This is a genomic window from Phytopseudomonas argentinensis, from assembly GCF_900113905.1.
Lineage (GTDB): Bacteria > Pseudomonadota > Gammaproteobacteria > Pseudomonadales > Pseudomonadaceae > Aquipseudomonas > Aquipseudomonas argentinensis.
In genome coordinates, this window is the sequence record NZ_FORC01000003.1 from 1 (window position 1) to 21488 (window position 21488).

General features: G+C 65.2%; 18 protein-coding genes. 14 read left to right on the forward strand and 4 right to left on the reverse strand.

The genetic code is table 11. The features are described from left to right. A partial coding sequence (locus BM154_RS14525; protein ID WP_074885395.1) for a TRAP transporter large permease occupies window positions 1-845 on the forward strand: 845 nt, incomplete at its 5' end. Window positions 846-1136: 291 nt separating this feature from the next. Then, window positions 1137-3038, forward strand: a complete 1902-nt coding sequence (locus BM154_RS14530; protein WP_074885398.1) for a beta-ketoacyl synthase — start codon at window positions 1137-1139, stop codon at window positions 3036-3038. Window positions 3039-3288: 250 nt separating this feature from the next. On the opposite strand, the gene cysQ is transcribed toward BM154_RS14530, so the two are convergent. Both cysQ and nudE read right to left on the reverse strand, forming a co-directional pair. Next, a complete protein-coding gene (gene cysQ / locus BM154_RS14535) occupies window positions 3289-4107 on the reverse strand; it encodes a 3'(2'),5'-bisphosphate nucleotidase CysQ (protein WP_074885401.1) in 819 nt (272 codons plus the stop codon). Then, entirely contained in the window at window positions 4104-4670 is a 567-nt protein-coding gene (gene nudE, locus BM154_RS14540) for an ADP compounds hydrolase NudE (RefSeq protein ID WP_074885402.1), read from the reverse strand. The genes cysQ and nudE overlap by 4 nt, the downstream gene beginning before the upstream one ends. A 133-nt stretch (window positions 4671-4803) precedes the next feature. Between nudE and yrfG the strand changes: the two genes are divergently transcribed. The 12 genes from yrfG to BM154_RS14600 all read left to right on the forward strand — a co-directional run bounded on the left by yrfG (window position 4804) and on the right by BM154_RS14600 (window position 20014). Continuing rightward, on the forward strand, window positions 4804-5463 hold the full coding sequence (gene yrfG / locus BM154_RS14545; protein WP_074885407.1) for a GMP/IMP nucleotidase: 660 nt from the start codon (window positions 4804-4806) through the stop codon (window positions 5461-5463). Between the two features lie 447 nt (window positions 5464-5910). Beyond that, complete coding sequence (gene atzF, locus BM154_RS14550; RefSeq protein WP_208609451.1) at window positions 5911-7707, forward strand: allophanate hydrolase; 1797 nt, start codon at window positions 5911-5913, stop codon at window positions 7705-7707. A 72-nt stretch (window positions 7708-7779) separates the two neighbouring features. Then, complete coding sequence (uca, locus tag BM154_RS14555) at window positions 7780-11409, forward strand: urea carboxylase (RefSeq protein ID WP_074885412.1); 3630 nt, start codon at window positions 7780-7782, stop codon at window positions 11407-11409. Between the two features lies 1 nt (window position 11410). After that, window positions 11411-12133 carry a GntR family transcriptional regulator gene (locus BM154_RS14560; protein WP_074885415.1) on the forward strand — a complete coding sequence of 241 codons (723 nt, stop codon included), beginning with the start codon at window positions 11411-11413 and terminating at the stop codon, window positions 12131-12133. Between the two features lie 61 nt (window positions 12134-12194). Further along, the gene (gene urtA, locus BM154_RS14565) at window positions 12195-13460 is read left to right on the forward strand and encodes an urea ABC transporter substrate-binding protein (protein ID WP_074885419.1); all 1266 of its coding nucleotides are present in this window, start codon (window positions 12195-12197) and stop codon (window positions 13458-13460) included. An 85-nt stretch (window positions 13461-13545) separates the two neighbouring features. After that, window positions 13546-15117, forward strand: coding sequence for an urea ABC transporter permease subunit UrtB (gene urtB / locus BM154_RS14570; RefSeq protein ID WP_074885422.1), 1572 nt, complete (start codon window positions 13546-13548; stop codon window positions 15115-15117). Between the two features lie 112 nt (window positions 15118-15229). Further along, window positions 15230-16318, forward strand: a complete 1089-nt coding sequence (gene urtC / locus BM154_RS14575) for an urea ABC transporter permease subunit UrtC (protein ID WP_074885425.1) — start codon at window positions 15230-15232, stop codon at window positions 16316-16318. Beyond that, entirely contained in the window at window positions 16315-17154 is an 840-nt protein-coding gene (urtD, locus tag BM154_RS14580; protein WP_074885428.1) for an urea ABC transporter ATP-binding protein UrtD, read from the forward strand. Before urtC ends, urtD begins: the two co-directional genes overlap by 4 nt. A gap of 103 nt (window positions 17155-17257) precedes the next feature. Beyond that, complete coding sequence (urtE, locus tag BM154_RS14585; RefSeq protein ID WP_074887081.1) at window positions 17258-17956, forward strand: urea ABC transporter ATP-binding subunit UrtE; 699 nt, start codon at window positions 17258-17260, stop codon at window positions 17954-17956. Window positions 17957-18163: 207 nt separating this feature from the next. Next, window positions 18164-18925, forward strand: coding sequence for an SDR family NAD(P)-dependent oxidoreductase (locus BM154_RS14590; protein ID WP_074885431.1), 762 nt, complete (start codon window positions 18164-18166; stop codon window positions 18923-18925). Between the two features lie 46 nt (window positions 18926-18971). Then, complete coding sequence (locus tag BM154_RS14595) at window positions 18972-19490, forward strand: GNAT family N-acetyltransferase (RefSeq protein WP_074885434.1); 519 nt, start codon at window positions 18972-18974, stop codon at window positions 19488-19490. Continuing rightward, window positions 19487-20014, forward strand: coding sequence for a GNAT family N-acetyltransferase (locus tag BM154_RS14600; protein WP_074885438.1), 528 nt, complete (start codon window positions 19487-19489; stop codon window positions 20012-20014). The genes BM154_RS14595 and BM154_RS14600 overlap by 4 nt, the downstream gene beginning before the upstream one ends. Here the strand turns inward: BM154_RS14600 and BM154_RS14605 are convergent. Further along, window positions 20011-20277, reverse strand: a complete 267-nt coding sequence (locus tag BM154_RS14605; protein WP_074885441.1) for a DksA/TraR family C4-type zinc finger protein — start codon at window positions 20275-20277, stop codon at window positions 20011-20013. The genes BM154_RS14600 and BM154_RS14605 overlap by 4 nt on opposite strands. 261 nt (window positions 20278-20538) lie before the next feature. Beyond that, complete coding sequence (locus BM154_RS14610; RefSeq protein WP_074887084.1) at window positions 20539-21402, reverse strand: isocitrate lyase/PEP mutase family protein; 864 nt, start codon at window positions 21400-21402, stop codon at window positions 20539-20541. Window positions 21403-21488: the final 86 nt, after the last annotated feature.

Below are 21488 nucleotides of genomic sequence, written 5' to 3' on the forward strand. Positions count from 1 at the left end.
TGGGCATCCTGATTCCGCCGTCGATCGTCATGGTGGTCTACGCCACCGCGACCGAAACCTCGGTAGGCAAGCTGTTCATGGCCGGCGTGGTGCCGGGGCTGCTGCTGGGCGTGTTCCTGATGATCACCATCTACATCATCGCCCGGGTGAAGAACATGCCGTCGCTGCCGCGTGCCTCGATGGCCGAGATCCTCACCGCCGGGCGCAAGGCCGGCTGGGGCCTGGCGCTGATCGTGATCATTCTCGGCGGTATCTACTCGGGCATGTTCACGCCGACCGAGGCCGCTGCGGTGGCCGCGGTGTACGCGGCGTTCGTGGCGATCTTCATCTACAAGGACATGACCGTCCGCGAGTGCCCGAAGGTGTTCATCGAGGCCGGCAAGCTGAGCGTGGTGCTGATGTTCATCATCGCCAACGCCATGCTGTTCGCCCACGTGCTGACCACCGAGCAGATCCCGCAGTCGATCACCGCCTGGGTCGTCGACCAGGGCTTTTCGCCCATCGAGTTCCTGATCGTGGTGAACATCGTGCTGCTGGTCGCCGGCACCTTCATGGAGCCGTCGGCGATCATCCTGATCCTGGCGCCGATCCTGTTCCCCATCGCCATGCAACTGGGCATCGACCCGATCCACCTGGGCATCATCATGGTGGTGAACATGGAGATCGGCCTGATCACCCCGCCGACCGGGCTCAACCTGTTCGTCACCTCGGCGGTCACCGGCATGCCGCTGACCCGCACGGTACGCGCCGTGTCGCCGTGGCTCTTGGTGATGCTGGCGTTCCTGATCCTGGTGACCTACGTGCCGTTCATTTCCCTGGGGCTGCCGAACTGGCTGGGTATGTAAGCGGCTTGTCTTGAAGTTCATCCCGTGACCCAGAAACCCGGCCCAGTGCCGGGTTTCTGCATTTCTGCCCACTGGCGCACTGCCGCCCCTCATCAGGGCCGTGCCGCGAACGTCGATAACGGGTAACCTTGTATCCAGTCGTGACTTGTGGGTCATGGATCGCGTCAGCATAGGCACCTGAAAAGTCATCATGGCGCCTCCTTTCGACAGGAGAGCGCGCCGCGCCTCGATCCGCTGACCCGGTACGCACTCGACCTGCGTGCCGATCTAAATAGTTTAAGGAGTGTCCGCGTGAAGTCTCGTTTGCCTGTGATCGTCGGTTTTGGTGGCTACAACGCCGCTGGCCGCAGCTCCTTCCACCACGGTTTCCGCCGTACGGTGATCGAATCGCTGGACGAGCAGGCACGTTGCGAAACGCTGGTCGGCCTGGCCGTGATGACCAAACTGGTGAGAGTGGTCGACGGCGCCTATCAGAGCCACGACGGTGAAGCGCTTTCGCCGGCACAAATCGCCAGCCGTTATGCCGAGCAGGTACTGGCCTCCACGCTGGTACGCCGCATCGAGAAACAGCACCTCGACCCCGACGCCGCCCACTGGCACAAGAGCATCGCTGTGGGTGGCGAGAACGGTAGCCTGACCTTCGTCAGCAGCCGCAAGCAACTGCCCGAGCCACTGCCGGCCAACTGGACGGTCGAGGAGCTGAACGGCAACGACGTGCGCGTCACCCTGCATGACAATTGTGAGTTCAAGGTCGACAGCTACCGCGCGCTACCGGTGAAATCCGCCGGCCAACTGCCGACCGGTTTCGAACCCGGCGAGCTGTACAACTCGCGTTTTCACCCACGCGGCCTGCAGATGGCCGTGGTTGGCGTGACCGATGCACTGCGCGCCACGGGCGTGCCATGGCAGACCATCGTCGACCATGTGGCGCCTGACGAGATCGCCGTGTTCGCCGGCAGCATCATGAGCCAGCTCGACGAGAACGGTTTCGGCGGCCTGATGCAGTCGCGCCTCAAGGGCCACCGCGTCAGCTCCAAGCAGTTGGCCCTGGGCCTGAACACCATGCCCGCCGACTTCATCAACGCCTACGTGCTGGGCAGCGTCGGCACCACCGGCAGCGTCACCGGCGCCTGTGCGACCTTCCTGTACAACCTGCAGAAAGGCATCGAGCAGATCAACGCTGGCAAGGCCCGCGTGGTGATCGTCGGCAACAGCGAAGCGCCGATCAACGCCGAGTGCATCGAGGGCTATGGCGCCATGGGCGCCCTGGCCACCGAAGACGGCCTGCGCCTGATCGAAGGAAAAGACGATGTCGATTTCCGCCGCGCCAGCCGCCCGTTCGGCGAAAACTGTGGCTTCACCCTGTCCGAAGCCTGCCAGTTCATCGTGCTGATGGACGACGAGCTGGCCCTGCAGCTGGGTGCCGACATCCACGGTGCCGCCACCGACGTGTTCATCAATGCCGACGGCTTCAAGAAATCCATTTCCGCGCCCGGCCCGGGCAACTACCTCACCGTCGCCAAGGCCGTCGCCGCCGCTGCCCAGCTGGTGGGTATCGACGCCGTGCGCCAGCGCAGCTTCGTGCATGCCCACGGCTCCAGCACCCCGGCCAACCGGGTTACCGAATCCGAACTGCTGGACCGCGTTGCCGCCGCCTTCGCCATCGACAGCTGGCCGGTAGCGGCGGTGAAAGCCTTCGTCGGCCACTCCCTGGCCACCGCCAGCGGCGACCAGGTGATCTCCGCCCTGGGCACCTTCAAGTACGGCATCATCCCTGGCATCAAGACCATCGATGAAGTTGCGCCGGACGTGCACCAGCAGCACCTGAGCATCAGCAACGCCGACCGCCACGACCAGCGCATGGACGTGTGCTTCATCAACTCCAAGGGTTTTGGCGGCAACAACGCCAGCGCCGTGGTGCTCGCTCCCCACGTGGTCGAGCGCATGCTGCGCAAGCGTCATGGCGAGGCCGCATTCGGCGCCTATCAGCAGCGCCGCGAACAGACCCGCGCCACCGCCCAGGCCTACGACGAGCAGGCGACCAAGGGGCAACTGGAGATCATCTACAACTTCGGCAACGACCTGATCGACGATACCGAGATCGCCATCGACGACGCGCAGATCAAGGTGCCGGGCTTCGCCCAGCCGCTCGTCTATAAACAGGATGATCGCTACAGCGACATGCTGGACTGAAAGGCTTTTTAAAAACTACCTGCGTTGCTATCGCTGCGTTAAAAACAGGCTGGATTGCCAGCCCAGTCGGAAAGCCGCTTGCGGCTAACGCGCTTTAGCGCGGCCCGAAGGGCGAGCGAAGCGAGTCATGCTCATGTACAACAGTACAGTCGCTCGCGACCCCGGCCGCTTCCTCGCCTGTTTTTGTGGGGGCGCCTAGCCCTTGCGCTAGCTGCCTCGGCTACGTTTTTAAATAGCCTTTAGCTGCTTATCAACCCAGCGCCTTTGCCTCGTCCACGATCAGCCCACGCCACTCGGCATCCGCCGGCAACGCCAGGAAGAACGGGTTGAGCAGCGACTCGCGGGCTTCATAGCGCAGCGGCTCGCCCTGCAGCGTCAGCACTACACCACCCGCGCCCTCCAGCACGCCCTGCGCCGCCGCGGTGTCCCACTGCGACGTAGGCGCCAGACGCGGGTAGAAGTCGGCGCTGCCTTCGGCCAGCTGGCAGAACTTCAGCGAGCTGCCGACACTGACCCGCTCGATATCACCGAAACGGGCCACCAGCGCGGCCAGCAACTGCTCCTGCAGGGCGCTGCCATGGCGACGGCTGGCGACCACCGTCAGGCCAGTAGCTGGCGCTTCGCGCATGCTGATCGCCTGCTGCTTACCCGGCTCGATACGCCAAGCGCCGAACGCGCGGCCGCCGTGATAGATCACGCCCGTGGCCGGAATGCCGACCACGCCGAACACCACCTCGCCGTGCTCGATCAACGCCACGTTGACGGTGAACTCTTCACTGTCGGCGATGAACTCCTTGGTGCCATCCAGCGGGTCGACCAGCCACCAGCGCGGCCAGCCGGCGCGCTCGCTCAGGGCGATATCGGCGTCTTCCTCTGACAGCACGGGAATGCTCGCATCCAGCGCCAGCAGACCCTCCGCCAGGATACGGTGCGCGGCCAGATCGGCAGCGGTAACCGGCGAGGCATCGGCTTTCTCGACCACCTCCACGCCCTGGCGCCAGAACGGCAGAATGGCCTCGCCGGCGCGCTGCACCAACTTCAGCACGCCAGGCAGCAACGGATGATTCATCGGCTCAGCTCCCCGCGCTGCTCCAGCAGGTCGCGCACCAGGTACAGGGCCGCCAGGGCGCGGCCCTCGCTGAACTGCGGATGCTGGATCAATGCGGACAGTTCGCGCAGGCTGACCTTGTCGACCCGCAAAGGCTCCGGCTCATCGCCGGGCAGGGTTTGCGGGTACAGATCGCGGGCCAACACCACCTGAATCTTCTGGCTCATATAGCCCGGCGACAGACTCAGCTCGGTGAGGTGCTCCAGCTTGCGCGCGCCGAAACCGGCCTCCTCCTGCAGCTCGCGGTTGGCCGCATCGAGCACGTCTTCATCGGGCTCGATCAGCCCCTTGGGCAGGGATATCTCGTACTCGCCGGTGCCGCCGCAATATTCCTCGACGAGCAATACATGCTCATCGTCGGCCATGGCCACGATCATCACCGCACCATGGCCGGTGCCGCGGCCGACCAGCCGCTCATAGGTGCGTTCGGCGCCGTTGCTGAAGCGCAATTGCACTTCCTCGACGCGGAACAGGCGGCTACTGGCGACGATTTCTCGGGCGATGACGGTGGGCTTCTGACGCATGGGTGAGTCCTGCTGCTGGGCTGACCGGAACGGTTATCATACCGCGCCTGCCCCGATTGTCTGCGCCCCCGGCGTAGCATTTGACGACCTGCGGGCACCTTGCAGCCATTTACCGTTTAGAGAGTTAGCCACCATGAACCTGCCCTGGTCCGATATCGACACCGTTTTGCTGGACATGGACGGCACCCTGCTGGACCTGCACTTCGACAACCACTTCTGGCTCGAGCACCTGCCGCAGCGCTACGCCGAACAGCATGGCGTGAGCCGCGCCCTGGCCGATGCCGAGCTGCAGCCACTGTTCACCGAGCATGCCGGCCAGCTGAACTGGTATTGCACGGATTTCTGGAGCCGCGAGCTGAAACTGTCGATCAAGGACCTCAAGCGCGAAGTCGCCGAGCTGATCGCCCTGCGCCCGGACGCCGACACCTTTCTCGCGGCCATCCGCCAGGCCGGCAAACAGGTGGTGATGATCACCAACGCCCACCGCGACTCGCTGTCGCTGAAGCTGGAGCGCATCGAACTGGCGCCCTACTTCGACCGCATGATCAGTTCCCACGACTATGGCTTCCCCAAGGAAGACCAGCAGTTCTGGTCGGCCCTGCAGCAGGACCTGGCCTTCGACCCGGCGCGCAGCCTGTTTATCGACGACAACCTGCCGATCCTGCGCAGCGCCGGGCGCTTTGGCGTGAAACACCTGCTGGCGGTGTACGAGCCGGACAGCCGCAAGGGCGTGAAGGATACCGAGGAGTTCGCGGCGGTGCGGGATTACCGGGATTTGCTGAACGGGCTGTAGATAGAACAGTGGTTACTGAAAGGCAGAAGCGGGCGGTTAGCAGTGCTTTTGTAGGAGAGGCTTCAGCCTCGATTGTGCCTGACTAGGCTTAAAGAGCTCGCGGCTAAAGCCCCTCCCACGAGGTCGCTGTATGTCCGATTTCTCCTTACTCCTGCCCCAGATGTAGGGTGGACAACGCTCTTTTTGTCCACCATCGTGATTGCAAGCCGGTGATGGGTGAAGCGTCAGCTACGCGCCCCGATCCACCCTACGAATGGCTGCTTCTTGCCTTACTCCTGCCCGAGCACCACACCGCACCAAAAGGCCTCGCCTGCGCCCCGCCGCGGTGCGAAAACAAGCCAAAACCTCACAATAGAAATATAAAACTCATATAAATCAATAAGTTAAAAACTGGCACCGCTATTGCTCTAGTGATTTCAACTTGGATACAAGATGGAATCTCAGCGCATGTCCCACGCCTCCCTCGCCTTCACCCTCGCCGACTGGCAACAGGCTTACCGTGACGCCGCCCAACCCGCCGAGTTGCTGCATGGTCTGCTTGCGTCGCTCGATACGGCCGACAACGCCTGGATCAGCCTCGCCAGCGCCGCGCAGCTCGACGCGCAGTTAGGCGACCTGCAGGCGCTGCTCGACCAGGCCGAAGGCCAGCAGAGCAAGCTGCCACTCTACGGCGTGCCCTTCGCCATCAAGGACAATATCGACGCTGCCGGCTGGGCCACTACGGCCGCCTGCCCGGAATTCGCCTACGCGGCCGAAACCGACGCCACAGTGGTCGCTCGCCTGCGCGCTGCCGGGGCTATCCTGATCGGCAAGACCAACCTCGATCAGTTCGCCACCGGCCTGGTCGGCACCCGCTCGCCCCATGGCGCGGTGGTCAACAGCTTCAATGCCGATTACGTCAGCGGCGGCTCCAGCTCCGGTTCGGCCAGCGTGGTGGCCCGCGGCCTGGTGCCGTTCTCCCTGGGCACCGACACCGCCGGCTCGGGCCGCGTACCGGCAGGCTTCAACAATATCGTCGGGCTCAAGCCGACCAAGGGCTGGCTGCCCAACACCGGCCTGGTGCCGGCGTGCCGCACCGTCGACTGCATTTCGATCTTCGCCCTGACGGTGGGCGACGCCGAAACCGTGGCCGGCATCGCCGGTGGCTACGACGCCGCCGATGCCTACTCAAGGCAAAACCCCAACAGCGCGCCGGTCGGCATGAAAGCCGCACCGAGCTTCGCCGTGCCGGACAGCCTGGAGTTCTTTGGCGACACCCTGACCCAGGCCGTGTTCGAGCAGGCGCTGGAGCAGCTGAAAAGCCTTGGCGTGACGCTCAAGACCATCGACTTCAGCCCGTTCCGTCAACTGGCCGAACAGCTCTATTACGGCCCCTGGGTCGCCGAGCGCACGGTTGCGGTAGAAGGTGTCGACCCGGCACATATCGACCCGGTGGTACGCGGCATCGTCGAGAACGGCCACCGGTACAGCGCCTGCGACGCCTACAAGGCCGAGTACCTGCGCGCCGAACTGAGTCGCACCATCAACGACGCGCTGACCGGCTTCGATGCGCTGGTGGTGCCGACTTCGCCGACCATTCGCAGCCTCGCCGAAATGCAGCAGGAGCCGGTGCTGTTCAACAGCCAGTTCGGCACCTACACCAACTTCACCAACCTCGCCGACCTTTCCGCCCTGGCACTGCCGGCCGGCCTGCGCGGCGACGGCCTGCCCGCCGGCATCACCCTGCTCGCCCCGGCCTGGCACGACCGCGCCCTGGCGGCCTTCGGCAATCGCTGGCAGGCCAGCCTGGAGCTGCCACTGGGCGCCACCGGCCGTGCCCTGCCGCCGCAAACCGCTGCCACGGCAATACCGGCTGGCAGCGTACGGGTCGCGGTGGTGGGCGCGCACCTGACCGGCATGCCGCTGAACTTCCAGCTGACCACCCGCGACGCGGTGCTGGTCGAGCAGACCCTGACCTCGCCGCACTACCGCCTCTATGCCCTGGCCGGCACCGTACCGCCGAAACCGGGCCTGGCGCGCAGCAGCGACGGTACCTCGATCATCGTCGAGCTGTGGGACATCCCCCTGGCGCGCTTTGGCGAGTTCGTCGCCGAGATCCCCGCACCGCTGGGCATCGGCAACCTGACCCTGGCCGACGGGCGCAGCGTGAAGGGCTTTATCTGCGAGCCCTGGGCCCTGAGTGACGCCCGCGACATCACCAGCTTCGGCGGTTGGCGCGCCTTTATCGCCAGCACCAAGAAGTGAGCAGCGCCCTCTCCAGCAAAGGAGAGGGCGCGACCAAAGACCTGCCGCCGAATTTGCCTGGAGAAGCAACCCATGTTCCATACCGTACTGATCGCCAACCGTGGCGAGATCGCCGTCCGCGCCATCCGAACCCTCAAGCGCCTGGGTGTGAAGAGCGTGGCGGTGTATTCCGATGCCGACCACAATGCCCAGCACGTGCGTGATGCCGACGTGGCCGTGGCCCTGGGCGGCGACAAGGCCGCCGACAGCTACCTGCGTATCGACAAGATTCTCGCCGCCGCCCGAGAAACCGGCGCCCAGGCGATCTATCCCGGTTACGGTTTCCTGTCGGAGAGCGCCGAGTTCGCCGAGGCGTGCGAGAGCGCCGGCATCGCCTTCGTCGGCCCGACGCCCGCTCAGATCCGCGAATTCGGCCTCAAGCACCGCGCCCGTGAACTGGCCGCCGAGGCCCAGGTGCCAATGGCGCCCGGCACCGGCCTGCTGCACAGCCTCGACGACGCCCTGGCTGCCGCCGAAGGCATCGGCTACCCGATCATGCTCAAGACCACCGCCGGTGGCGGCGGTATCGGCCTGACCCGCTGCGCCGATGCCGTGGCCCTGGCCAGCGCCTACGACAGCGTCAAGCGCATGGGCGAGCAGTTCTTCAGTGACGCCGGCGTTTTCATCGAGCGTTTCGTCGACCAGGCACGACACGTCGAAGTGCAGATCTTCGGCGACGGCAAAGGTCGCGTGGCCGCCCTCGGCGAGCGCGACTGTTCGCTGCAGCGGCGCAACCAGAAAGTGGTCGAGGAAACCCCGGCGCCGAACCTGCCCCAGGCCACCCGCGAACGCCTGCACGCGGCGGCCATTCAGCTCGGCGAGTCGGTGAGCTACCGCAGCGCCGGCACCGTGGAGTTCATCTACGACGCCGCCCGCGACGATTTCTACTTTCTCGAGGTGAACACCCGCCTGCAGGTCGAGCACCCGGTCACCGAGATGGTCACCGGCCTGGACCTGATCGAGTGCATGCTGCGCGTGGCCGCCGGCGACGAGCTCGATTGGGCGGCCCTCAACCGCGCCCCGCAAGGCGCCGCCATCGAAGTGCGCATCTATGCCGAAGACCCGCTGAAGAACTTCCAGCCCAGCCCGGGCGTGCTTACCGACGTGCATTTCCCGGATGACGTACGTGTCGATGGCTGGGTCAGCAGCGGCAGCGAGGTCTCCGCGTTCTATGACCCGATGATCGCCAAGCTGATCGTCCACGCGCCAAGCCGCGATGAGGCCATCGCCAAGTTGCACAAAGCCCTGGGCGAAACCCGCCTGCACGGCATCGCCAGCAACCTCGACTACCTGCGCCAGGTGGTGGCCGAACCGCGCTTCCACAGTGCGCAGATCTGGACGCGCCTGCTCGACACCTTCAGCTACGCGGCCCAGGTAGTCGAAGTGCTGGAGCCCGGCACCTACAGCAGCGTGCAGGATTTCCCGGGCCGCCTCGGCTACTGGGACATCGGCGTGCCGCCGTCCGGCCCTATGGACGATTACGCCTTCCGCCTGGCCAACCGCATCGTCGGCAACCACGAGAGCGCCGCCGGATTGGAATTCACCCTGCAGGGCCCGAGCCTGCGCTTTCACAGCGACGCGCTGATCGCCCTCGCCGGAGCTGACTGTCCGGCCGAACTGGATGGCGAAACGGTGCCCTACTGGGCGCCGATTGCCATCAAGGCCGGCCAGGTGCTCAAGCTCGGCCGCGCGCAAAGTGGCTGCCGCACCTACCTGGCGGTGCGCGGTGGCTTCGACGTGCCGGTGTACCTGGGCAGCCGCTCGACCTTCGCCCTCGGCCAGTTCGGAGGCCATGCCGGGCGCACCCTGCGCGCCGCGGACATGCTGGCCATCTCCCAACCAGGGCTGCCGGCCTGCACCACGCCGGCACCGGTCAGCGAGCCGCAAGCGCTGGCCGACAGCCTGATTCCCGCCTACGGCACCACCTGGAACATCGGCGTGCTCTACGGGCCCCATGGCGCGCCGGACTTTTTCACCCCGGAGGCCATCGAACAGTTCTTCGCCGCCGACTGGCAGGTGCACTACAACTCCAACCGCCTGGGCGTGCGCCTGTCCGGGCCGAAGCCGAGCTGGACCCGCGCCGACGGCGGCGAGGCCGGCCTGCATCCGTCCAACGTGCATGACTGCGAATACGCCATCGGCGCCATCAACTTCACCGGCGACTTCCCGGTGATCCTCACCAAGGACGGCCCCAGCCTCGGCGGTTTCGTCTGCCCGGTGACCATCGCCAAGGCCGAGCTGTGGAAGGTCGGCCAGGTCAAGCCGGGTGACACCCTGCGCTTTCACCCGATCAGCTTCGAACAGGCCCAGGCGCTGGAGCAGGCGCAACTGGCCAGCCTGGAAAGCCTGAGCGCGATCAGCGCCGCGCAACTACCGGCGCCGAGCCTGCAGCCGGTCGACACCGTATCGGCCACCATCCTCGCCGAACTGCCGGCCGACGGCAGCCGCCCGCGCGCCGTGTACCGGCAGGCGGGCGATGCCTACATCCTGCTCGAATACGGCGACAACGTGCTCGACCTGGCGCTGCGCCTGCGCGTGCACCTGTTGATGGAAGCACTCAAGGCCCAGCCGCTCGCCGGCCTGGAAGAACTGGCGCCCGGCGTGCGCTCCCTGCAACTGCGTTATGACAGCCGCGTGCTGCACCAGCAGGCGCTGCTCGACCACCTGCTGGGCCTGGAGTCCAACCTGGGCGACGTGGCAGACCTCAAGGTGCCGACCCGCATCGTCCACCTGCCAATGGCCTTCGAGGACAGCGCCACCCTGGCCGCCGTCACCCGCTACAGCGAGACGGTGCGCAGCCAGGCGCCGTGGCTGCCGAACAACGTCGACTTCATCCAGCGCGCCAATGGCCTGGCCACCCGCGAGGAAGTGCGCGACATCCTGTTCGACGCCAGCTACCTGATTCTCGGCCTCGGCGACGTCTACCTCGACGCCCCCTGCGCCGTGCCGCTCGACCCGCGCCACCGCCTGCTCAGCTCCAAGTACAACCCGGCGCGCACCTACACCGCCGAAGGCACCGTGGGCATCGGTGGCATGTACATGTGCATCTACGGCATGGACTCGCCCGGCGGCTACCAGCTGGTCGGCCGCACCCTGCCGATCTGGAACAAGTTCGTGAAGAACGCCCAGTTCGAGGGCGGCCAGCCGTGGCTGCTGCACTTCTTCGACCAGGTGCGTTTCTACCCGGTCAGCGAGGCCGAGCTGGACGACTTCCGCGAGGCGTTCCGTGAAGGCCGCGCGCAGATAAGGATCGAGCAGAGCACCTTCGATTTCGCCGAGTACCAGGGCTTCCTGGCCGACAACGCGGCGAGCATCAGCGACTTCCAGCGCCAGCAGAAACAGGCCTTCGATGCCGAAGTGCAGCTGTGGCGCGACGACGATGCCGATAGCCACGCCGCGCCAGCTGCCAGCCTGGAGGACGACGAAGCAATCGATGGTCATCTGGTCAGCGCGGACATGTGCGGCAGCGTCTGGAAGGTACTGGTCGAGCCCGGCCAGTACGTCGAGGCCGGTGCCACGCTGCTGGTGGTCGAGGCGATGAAAATGGAGCTGGCCGTGCTCGCGCCCCTGGCCGGCACGGTCAAGGCCGTGCGTTGCCAGCCGGGCAAGGCGGTCACCCCGGGTGACGCACTGCTGGTGCTCGAACCTGGCGAGGCCGCCTGAGATGCAACTGGTCGATCCGATCAGGCGCGGCAAGGAGCGCCCGGAGAACCTCGCCGAGCGCATCTACGGCCAGCTCAAGGACGACATCTTCGAGTTTCGCCTGCTGCCCGGTGATCGCTTCAGCGAAGGCGAAGTCGCCGAGCGCATGGCGGCCAGCCGTACGCCGGTGCGCCAGGCCCTCTATCGCCTGGAGCGCGAGGGTTACCTGGAGGTGTATTTCCGCAGCGGCTGGCAGGTCAAGCCGTTCGACTTCGCCCACTTCGAGGAGCTCTACGACGTGCGCATCGTCCTCGAACAGGCGGCGGTCAGGCGCCTGTGCGACCGCGAGACGGAGGAAACACCCGCCCTGCTGAGCGAGCTGAAACGCATCTGGATGGTGGCGCCCGAACAGCGCCTGGAAGACGGCCGCGAAGTTTCCCGGCTCGACGAGCGCTTCCACTGCCAACTGGTGGAGGCCACCGGCAACCGCGAGATGGCTCGCCTGCACGGCGAGGTCAGCGAAAAGATCCGCATCATCCGGCGCCTGGATTTCACCCAGACGCCGCGGGTGGAAGCCACCTACGACGAACACGCACGGATTCTCGGCGCGATCCTGTCGCGCCGCTGCGAAGAGGCACAGCTGTTGCTCAAGGCCCACATAGAGGTCAGCAAGGCGGAAGTGCGCAAGATCACCCTGCACATGCTGCACAGCGCTCGCGAGCGCGCCGTGCAGGCGCAGGGCTGACGTGATGCCCCTTGATCCACTGCCAACAACACATAACTCGTTTGTTAATGGAGATCGAACTATGCAACGTCGCAGCCTGATCAAGGCCTTCACCCTGTCCGCTTCCATCGTCGCCATGGGCCTGAGCTGGACAGTGCAGGCCGCCGAGACCATCAAGGTCGGCATCCTGCACTCGCTGTCCGGCACCATGGCCATCTCGGAAACCTCCCTGAAAGACATGGCGCTGATGACCATCGACGAGATCAACGCCAAGGGCGGCGTGCTCGGCAAGCAGCTCGAGCCGGTGGTGGTCGACCCGGCATCGAACTGGCCGCTGTTCGCCGAACGTGGCCGCCAGTTGCTGACCCAGGACAAGGTCGCGGTGACCTTCGGCTGCTGGACCAGCGTGTCGCGTAAATCGGTGCTGCCGGTCTACGAGGAACTCAACGGCCTGCTGTTCTACCCCGTGCAGTACGAAGGCGAGGAAATGTCGCCGAACGTGTTCTACACCGGCGCCGCGCCGAACCAACAGGCGATCCCGGCGGTGGAATACCTGCTCAGCGAAGACGGCGGCGGCGCCAAGCGCTTCTTCCTGCTCGGCACCGACTACGTCTACCCGCGCACCACCAACAAGATCCTGCGCGCCTTCCTGCACAGCAAGGGCGTGCAGGACAAGGACATCGAAGAGGTTTACACGCCTTTCGGCCACAGCGATTATCAGACCATCGTCGCCAACATCAAGAAGTTCTCCGCCGGCGGCAAGACCGCGGTGGTGTCTACCGTCAACGGCGACTCCAACGTGCCGTTCTACAAGGAGCTGGCCAACCAGGGCATCGAAGCCACCGACGTGCCGGTGGTGGCCTTCTCGGTCGGCGAGGAAGAGCTGCGCGGCATCGACACCAAGCCGCTGGTCGGCCACCTGGCGGCCTGGAACTACTTCCAGTCCGTGGAGAACCCGGTCAACGAGAAGTTCGTCGCCGACTGGAAGGCCTACGCCAAGGCCAAGAAGCTGCCGAACGCCGACACCGTGGTGACCAACGACCCGATGGAAGCCACCTACGTGGGCATCCACATGTGGGCCCAGGCGGTCGAGAAGGCCGGTACCACCGACGTCGACAAGGTACGCGCCGCCATGGCCGGCCAGGAGTTCGCGGCACCAAGCGGCTTCACCCTGAAGATGGACGAGAAGAACCATCACCTGCACAAGCCGGTGATGATCGGTGAAGTCCAGGACGACGGCCAGTTTTCGGTGGTCTGGGAAACCGAAGGGCCGATCCGCGCCCAGCCGTGGAGCCCGTACATCGAAGGCAACGACAAGAAAGCCGACACCCCGGTGAAATCGAACTGAGCCGAGCCGCAGCGCGGGAGCCGGAGGACAGATGTCCTCCGGCTCCCGCCGCTCCCGTCAGCAACGGGATACCAAGGACATGCCAATGCCTTATGCCTTTGCCCGAATTCTCTTGAGCCTGCTGCTCCTGCTGCCGTTTGCTGCCCAGGCAAACGAAGCCGACGATTTCGTCGCCGCCAGCCCGGCGCAGCAAGCCAAACTGCTGGAGAGCTGGGCCGCCATGCCCACCCTGGAGCGCCAGCCGCTGCTCGATGCGCTGCAGCAGGGCCTCGTGGCCGCCGACAGCGACAAGCGCGCCTTTATCGAAACCGATAATGGCTACCGCGCCGCCGACGGCGATGCCGAGCCGCAAGGCAGCCCGCGCAAACTGCGCCTGAACAATCGCCTGCGCGGGTTGATCGCCAACGCCCAGGCCAGCCACCAGTTGCTCGCCGATGATGCAGCCGTACGCCTGAGCGCCGCCCGGCAATTGCAGAAGAGCGCCCAGCCGGCGCAACTGCCGCTGCTCGCCCAGGCGCAAGCCAAGGAAGACGACGACGCCGTACGCGACGCCCTGAACCTTGCCCTGGCCAATCTGCAACTGGTCGACGCCAACCCGGCGGTACGCCTGGCTGCCGTGCGCCTGCTTGGCGAGACCGGTGAGCCGCTGGCTCGCACCCGCCTGGAAAACCTGCTGCAGCCCGGTGTGGAAAGTGATGCCGGCGTGCGCACCGCCGCCGAAACCAGCCTCGCCCAGGTCAAGCGCAAGCTGCTGATCGGCGAGCTGCTCGGCCAGGCGTTCAGCGGCATGAGCCTGGGCTCGATCCTGCTGCTCGCCGCCCTCGGTCTGGCCATCACCTTCGGCCTGCTCGGGGTGATCAACATGGCCCATGGCGAGATGCTGATGCTCGGCGCCTACTCCACCTACATGGTGCAGATCCTCTTCCAGCGCTTCGCACCCGACGCCCTGGCACTGTATCCGCTGGTCGCCCTGCCGGTGGCCTTCGGCGTGACCGCGGTGATCGGCATGGCCCTGGAGCGCATGGTGATTCGCCACCTCTATGGCCGCCCGCTGGAAACCCTGCTGGCTACCTGGGGCATCAGCCTGATCCTGATCCAGCTGGTGCGCGTACTGTTCGGTGCGCAGAACGTCGAAGTGGCCAACCCCTACTGGCTGTCCGGCGGCATCCAGGTGCTGCCCAACCTGGTGCTACCGTACAACCGCATCGTGATCATCGGCTTCGCCCTGGCCGTGGTGGTGCTCACCTGGCTGCTGCTCAACAAGACTCGCCTGGGCCTCAACGTCAGGGCCGTGACGCAGAACCGCAATATGGCCGCCTGCTGTGGCGTGCCAACCGGTCGCGTGGACATGCTGGCCTTCGGCCTTGGCTCTGGCATTGCCGGCCTCGGCGGCGTGGCGCTGAGCCAGATCGGCAACGTCGGCCCGGACCTCGGCCAGAGCTACATCATCGATTCGTTCCTGGTGGTGGTGCTTGGCGGCGTCGGCCAACTGGCCGGCAGCGTGATGGCGGCCTTCGGCCTGGGTATCGCCAACAAGATCCTCGAGCCGCAAATCGGCGCCGTACTCGGCAAGATCCTTATCCTCGCGCTGATCATTCTGTTTATCCAGAAGCGTCCGCAGGGCCTGTTCGCCTTGAAAGGGAGGGTGATCGATTGAACATCATGACCTGCCACCACGCCGTGGGAGCTGGCCATGCCGGCGACTGCCTCCCCATCATCGTTCGCGCCCATGGCGCGCTCCCACAGGTCGGATTACAGGGGATTAACCGATGAACGCCGCCAACCAAACGTTGCTGGCCCGCGCCAGCCACAGGCTCGGCCCGCAGGTGTCGCTGGCCATCGGCCTGCTGGTGCTCGCCGTACTGGCCGCCATGCCGCTGCTGCATCTGCTGCCCGGCGACCATGCGCTGCACGTTTCCGCCTACAGCCTGACCCTGGTCGGCAAGATCCTCTGCTACTGCATCGTCGCCCTGGCGCTGGATCTGGTCTGGGGCTACGCCGGCCTGTTGTCCCTCGGCCACGGCCTGTTCTTCGCCCTGGGCGGCTACGCCATGGGCATGTACCTGATGCGTGAGGCCGCCGGCGACGGTCTGCCGGCGTTCATGGGCTTTCTCGCCTGGAGCGAGCTGCCCTGGTACTGGTACGGCACCGACAATTTCCTCTGGGCCCTGTGCCTGGTAGTGCTGGCGCCCGGCCTGCTGGCACTGGTGTTCGGCTTCTTCGCCTTTCGCTCGCGAATCAAGGGCGTGTATTTCTCGATCATGACCCAGGCGCTGACCTTCGCCGGCATGCTGCTGTTCTTTCGCAACGAGACCGGTTTCGGCGGCAACAACGGCTTCACCAATTTTCGCAGCATCCTCGGCTTCGAGATTACCGCGGCAGGCACCCGCGCCACGCTGTTCGCGCTCACCGTGCTGCTGCTGGTCGGCAGCCTGTACCTGGGCTGGCGCCTGGCGCGCAGCAAGTTCGGTCGGGTATTGACCGCCCTGCGCGACGCCGAGAACCGCCTGATGTTCTGCGGCTACGATCCGCGCGGCTACAAGCTGTTCATCTGGGTGCTGTCCGCCGTGCTCTGTGGCCTGGCCGGTGCGCTGTACGTGCCCCAGGTGGGCATCATCAACCCCAGCGAAATGGCCCCGACGCAGTCCATCGAAGCCGCCGTGTGGGTGGCCCTCGGCGGGCGCGGCACGTTGATCGGCCCGCTGCTCGGCGCCGGCCTGGTCAACGGCATGAAGAGTTGGTTCACCGTGGCCTTTCCCGAGTACTGGCTGTTCGCCCTCGGCGCGCTGTTCATTGTGGTCACCCTGTTCCTGCCCAAGGGCGTCATCGGCCTGCTCAAACGAGGGGACAAGTCATGAGAAGCGCACCCATCCCCGAGGCGATGATCGATCCGGCTGGCAGCAGCCGCGATGCCATCGGCCTGGGCCAGAGTGCGGGCAGTGGCCTGAACACGCGCCACGGCACCATCCTGACCCTGGAAGATATCAACGTCAGTTTCGACGGCTTCAAGGCACTCACCGACCTGACGCTGTATATCGGCGTTGGCGAGCTGCGCTGCATCATCGGCCCCAACGGTGCCGGCAAGACCACCCTGATGGACGTGATCACCGGCAAGACCCGGCCCAATAGCGGCGTAGCGTTTTTCGGTGAAACCTTCGACCTGACCCAGATGAGCGAGGTCGAGATCGCCCAGGCCGGCATCGGCCGCAAGTTCCAGAAGCCGACGGTGTTCGAGGCCCTGAGCGTGTTCGAGAACCTCGAACTGGCGCAGAAGACCGACAAGTCGGTGTGGGCCAGCCTGCGCGCCAGGCTCAGCGGGGAGCAGCGCGACCGCATCGACGAGGTGCTGGCCACCATTCGCCTGGACGGCTCGCGCCAGCGCCCGGCCGGCCTGCTGTCCCACGGCCAGAAGCAGTTCCTGGAGATCGGCATGCTGCTGGTGCAGGACCCGCAACTGCTGCTGCTCGACGAGCCGGTGGCGGGCATGACCGACGCGGAAACCGAATTCACCGCCGAGCTGTTCAAGTCCCTGGCGCGCAAGCACTCGCTGATGGTGGTCGAGCACGACATGGGCTTCGTCGGCAGCATCGCCGACCACGTCACCGTGCTGCACCAGGGCCGCGTGCTGGCCGAAGGTTCGCTCGACGCCGTGCAGGCCAACGAGAAGGTGATCGAGGTTTATCTGGGACGGTAAAGGATTCGTAGGGTGGATGACGCTTTTTTTCATCCACCAAGGCATCACACGGTGGATCGAGCGTGAGCTACGCCCACCGACCACCTACGCAAAGGACATCGACATGCTGCAAGTCCAACAGCTTCACCAGTACTACGGCGGCAGCCATATCCTGCGCGGCCTGTCGTTCGACGTGAAGGTCGGCGAAGTCACCTGCCTGCTCGGCCGCAACGGCGTGGGCAAGACCACCCTGCTCAAATGCCTGATGGGCCTGCTGCCGGCCAGGGAAGGCAGCGTGCAGTGGGAAGGCAGGACCATCACCGGCTGCAAACCTCATCAACGGGTGCACGCCGGTATCGCCTATGTGCCCCAGGGCCGGGAAATCTTCGGCCGCCTGACGGTGGAAGAGAACCTGCTGATGGGTCTGTCCCGCTTTCCCGGCAGCCAGGCCAAGGAAGTCCCGCCGTTCATTTACGAATTGTTCCCGGTGCTGCTGGAAATGAAACAGCGCCGCGGCGGCGACCTGTCCGGCGGCCAGCAGCAACAGCTGGCCATTGGTCGCGCCCTGGCCAGCCAGCCGCGCCTGCTGATCCTCGACGAGCCCACCGAAGGCATCCAGCCCTCGGTGATCAAGGAAATCGGCGCGGTGATCAGGAAGCTCGCCGCCCGTGGCGACATGGCCATCCTGCTGGTCGAGCAGTTCTACGACTTCGCCGCCGAACTGGCCGACCAGTACCTGGTGATGAGCCGCGGCGAAATCGTTCAGCAGGGCCGTGGCGACACCATGGAAGCCGATGGGGTACGTGGGTTGGTGGCGATCTGAGCGGCAAAAGAGCGCAGCTGTATCTACGCGGTGATCGCTTACGCGGTTATTCTTGCCGTCCGCCACCGCTCAGCCCTCACCTGCGGGCCAACCTGCAGGCGTCCAGGTGGCGATGATCCGCGTCGATGAGCCGGCCCCGGCAATCGACAGCAGCCGCTTCGCATAACGGCTCAGCGATTCTCACTGACGACAGACAAGAGGCAGAACATGACCCAGGTAGTTTTCATCACCGGCGCCACCTCCGGCTTTGGCCGCGCCACCGCTCGCCGTTTCGCCGAAGCAGGTTGGGGCCTGGTGCTCAGCGGCCGCCGCCAGGAGCGCCTGGAAGAACTCAAGGTAGAGCTGGAGAGCAAGGTGCCTGTGCATATCGCCACCCTCGACGTGCGCGATGCCACTGCCGTGCAAGCCCTGGTCGACAGCCTGCCGGCGCCGTTCGACAAGATCCACGCGCTGGTCAACAACGCCGGCCTGGCCCTGGCGCCGGAAGCCGCGCAGAAAGTAGCGCTGCAAGACTGGCACACCATGATCGACACCAATATCACCGGCCTGGTCAACGTCACCCACGCCGTGCTGCCCAAGCTGCTGGAAACCGGCAAGGGCGCCAGCATCATCAACATCGGTTCGGTGGCCGGCGAATGGCCGTACCCGGGTGGCCACGTGTATGGCGCCAGCAAGGCATTCGTCAAACAGTTCAGCTTCAACCTGCGCTGCGACCTGGTGTCCACCGGCGTGCGCGTCACCGACATCGCGCCGGGCATGGCCGAGACCGAGTTCACCCTGGTCCGCACCAAGGGCAACCAGGCTGCCTCCGATGCGCTGTACAGCACCACCACGCCGTTGAGCGCGGAAGATATTGCCGAGCAGATTTTCTACGTCGCCACCCTGCCCGCCCATATCAACATCAACCGCCTGGAAATCATGCCCAGCCGTCAGGCCTGGGGCCCGTTCGCTGTCGACCGCGACAAGTGATCGATCCGGGGCCGGCCTGCTGGCCCCATCCGACAAGAGACGCACCATGCCTGCCGTTATCCGCGACGCCAACACCGATGACCTGCCCGCCCTGCTCGCCATCTACAACGATGCCGTGCTCAATACCACGGCGATCTGGAACGAGCGCCCCGTGGACCTGGTCAACCGCCAGGCCTGGTTCGACGCGCGCGCCGCCCAGGGCTACCCGATTCTGGTGGCGGTCGACGAGGCGCAGCAGGTGCTGGGCTACGCCTCGTTCGGTGACTGGCGGCCCTTCGAGGGCTTCTGCAATACTGTCGAGCACTCCGTGTACGTGCGTCATGATACCCGCGGCCAGGGCCTTGGCCCGCGGCTGATGCAGGCGCTGATCGAACGGGCACGAGAGGTCGGCAAGCATGTGATGGTCGCCGCCATCGAAAGCGGCAACGCTGCCTCGGTACGCCTGCACGAGCGTTTGGGCTTCGCCATCACCGGGCAGATGCCTCAGGTGGGCTGCAAGTTCGGGCGCTGGTTGGATCTGACCTTTATGCAGCTGATCCTCACGCCTGAGCGCAGCATGCCATGACCCTTGGTATTCGCCAGCTCGAGGCGGCCAATTTCGACGCCTGTCGCCAGGGCTTGATCAGCCTGCTGATTGACGCCGTGGCCGATGGGGCCTCCGTAGGGTTTCTGGCCGATATCGACAGCCAGCAGGCCGATGCCTACTTCGCCGAGGTGCACCGGGCGCTGGCCAGCGGTGCCCTGGCGATCTGGGTCGCTGAAGAGGATGGAAGGGTGCTCGGCTCGGTGCAGCTCAGCCTGTGCCTGAAGCCCAATGGCTTGAATCGCGGTGAAGTGCAGAAGCTGCTGGTGCTGAGCAGCGCCCGCCGCCGCGGTATCGCCCGGCTGCTGATGGAGCAGCTCGAAGCCCACGCTGAGCAACTGCAACGCGGCCTGCTCTATCTGGACACCGAAGCCGGCAGCGAGGCCGAACACCTCTATCGCGCCTTGGGCTACACCTGTATCGGCGGCCTGCCCGATTACGCCTGCGGGCCAGGTGGCCAGTACCGGGCTAACGCCATCTACTACAAGACCCTGTTGCGCCCCTAGCGCAGCTGGCTGTCCTTGCTGCCACGCCGGTTGAAACCACCGGCCTTGGCCTGCTCACGGTCTTCCTGCGCCTGGCAGTTGACGCACAGCCGCACGCCTGGGACCGCCTGCCGCCGCGCCTCGGGAATCGGCGCATCGCATTCTTCGCAGTGGGTCAGGCTCTCGCCCTTGGGCAGTTGACTGCGTGCACGCTGCACGGCGTCTTCGATGGTGCTGTCGATCTGTTCCTGCACGGCGCCGTCTTGCGCCCAACCGGTGGCCATAGCATTCTCCCAAGTGAGCGGGCTGTCGAAATCCGCTGCAATGCCGCGAAAAACAGGCGATAAGCGTGATTCACGCGTTGCAGGGGACTTTTTACTTGGACTCGCATCCGAGCCTATTCAACGCAGCAGTTTTTCAACAAGCTGATGGTGATGCTGACTCGAAGATAGGAGCCTGAGGCGGGGCTTGGCAAGGGGCAGCCGACGGCGGACGAATCGGCTCGCGTTGCGCGGCCGCTGTCCGGCGTGGCAGGTGAAGCGAGGTTATTCCTTGACGTTCATGAACTCATCGGCCCAGGCCACGTAGTCTTCGGGTTGGGTGTATTTCTGCGACAGCTCGGAGGCGCTGAGATCACTGCCGACCGCGTTGCGCTGCTCGCGCAGGCAGTCGTAGGTGGCCTTGATAGCGGCGAAGTAGGCGGCATGGCCGTTGACCACGATGCGTACACCCAGCTTGGCGAGGCGCTCGTTGTCGCGCAGCTTGGGGTTGCCGTAGGTCACCAGCATCAGCGGCACGCTGAGGTGCTCGGCAATCTTCTCCAGATGCTCGAAATCCTCGACACCGACCATGCAGATGGCATCGGCACCGGCCTTCTGATAGGCCACGGTACGCTTGATTACCTCATCGACGCTGAGCACCCCGGCGTTGGTGCGGGCGATGATCGCCAGGTCCGGGTCGACCCGCGCCTCCAGGGCCGCACGTACCTTGCCGACGCCTTCGGCGATGCTGATCAGGTCGGTCGACTTGCGGTTGAATTGGGCCGGCAGCAGGGTATCTTCGATGGTCAGCGCGGAGATCCCGGCGCGCTCCAGCTCGACCACGGTGCGCATCACGTTCAGGGCGTTGCCATAGCCATGGTCGGCGTCGGCGATCACCGGCAGGCGGGATACACGATGGATGCGGGTGGCCTGCTCGACGAACTCGCTCAGGGTGATCAGGGCGAAATCCGGTGCGGCCAGTACCTGTAGCGAGGCCACCGAGCCGCCGAGAATGCCGACTTCGAAACCGAGGTCACCGGCGATGCGCGCGGACATCGGGTCGAACACCGAGGCGGTGTGGTAGCAGGCACCAGAAGCCAGCAGGGTGCGAAAGGCACGCCGCAGTTCATGGTGGGAAGCACGTTGCATGTTGGTCATAGGCATTGTCCAAACGTCAAATAAATCGAGTGCCCGACGGCCTTGTCCCTGCCATCTGAAGCGAATTCTTGTGGCGT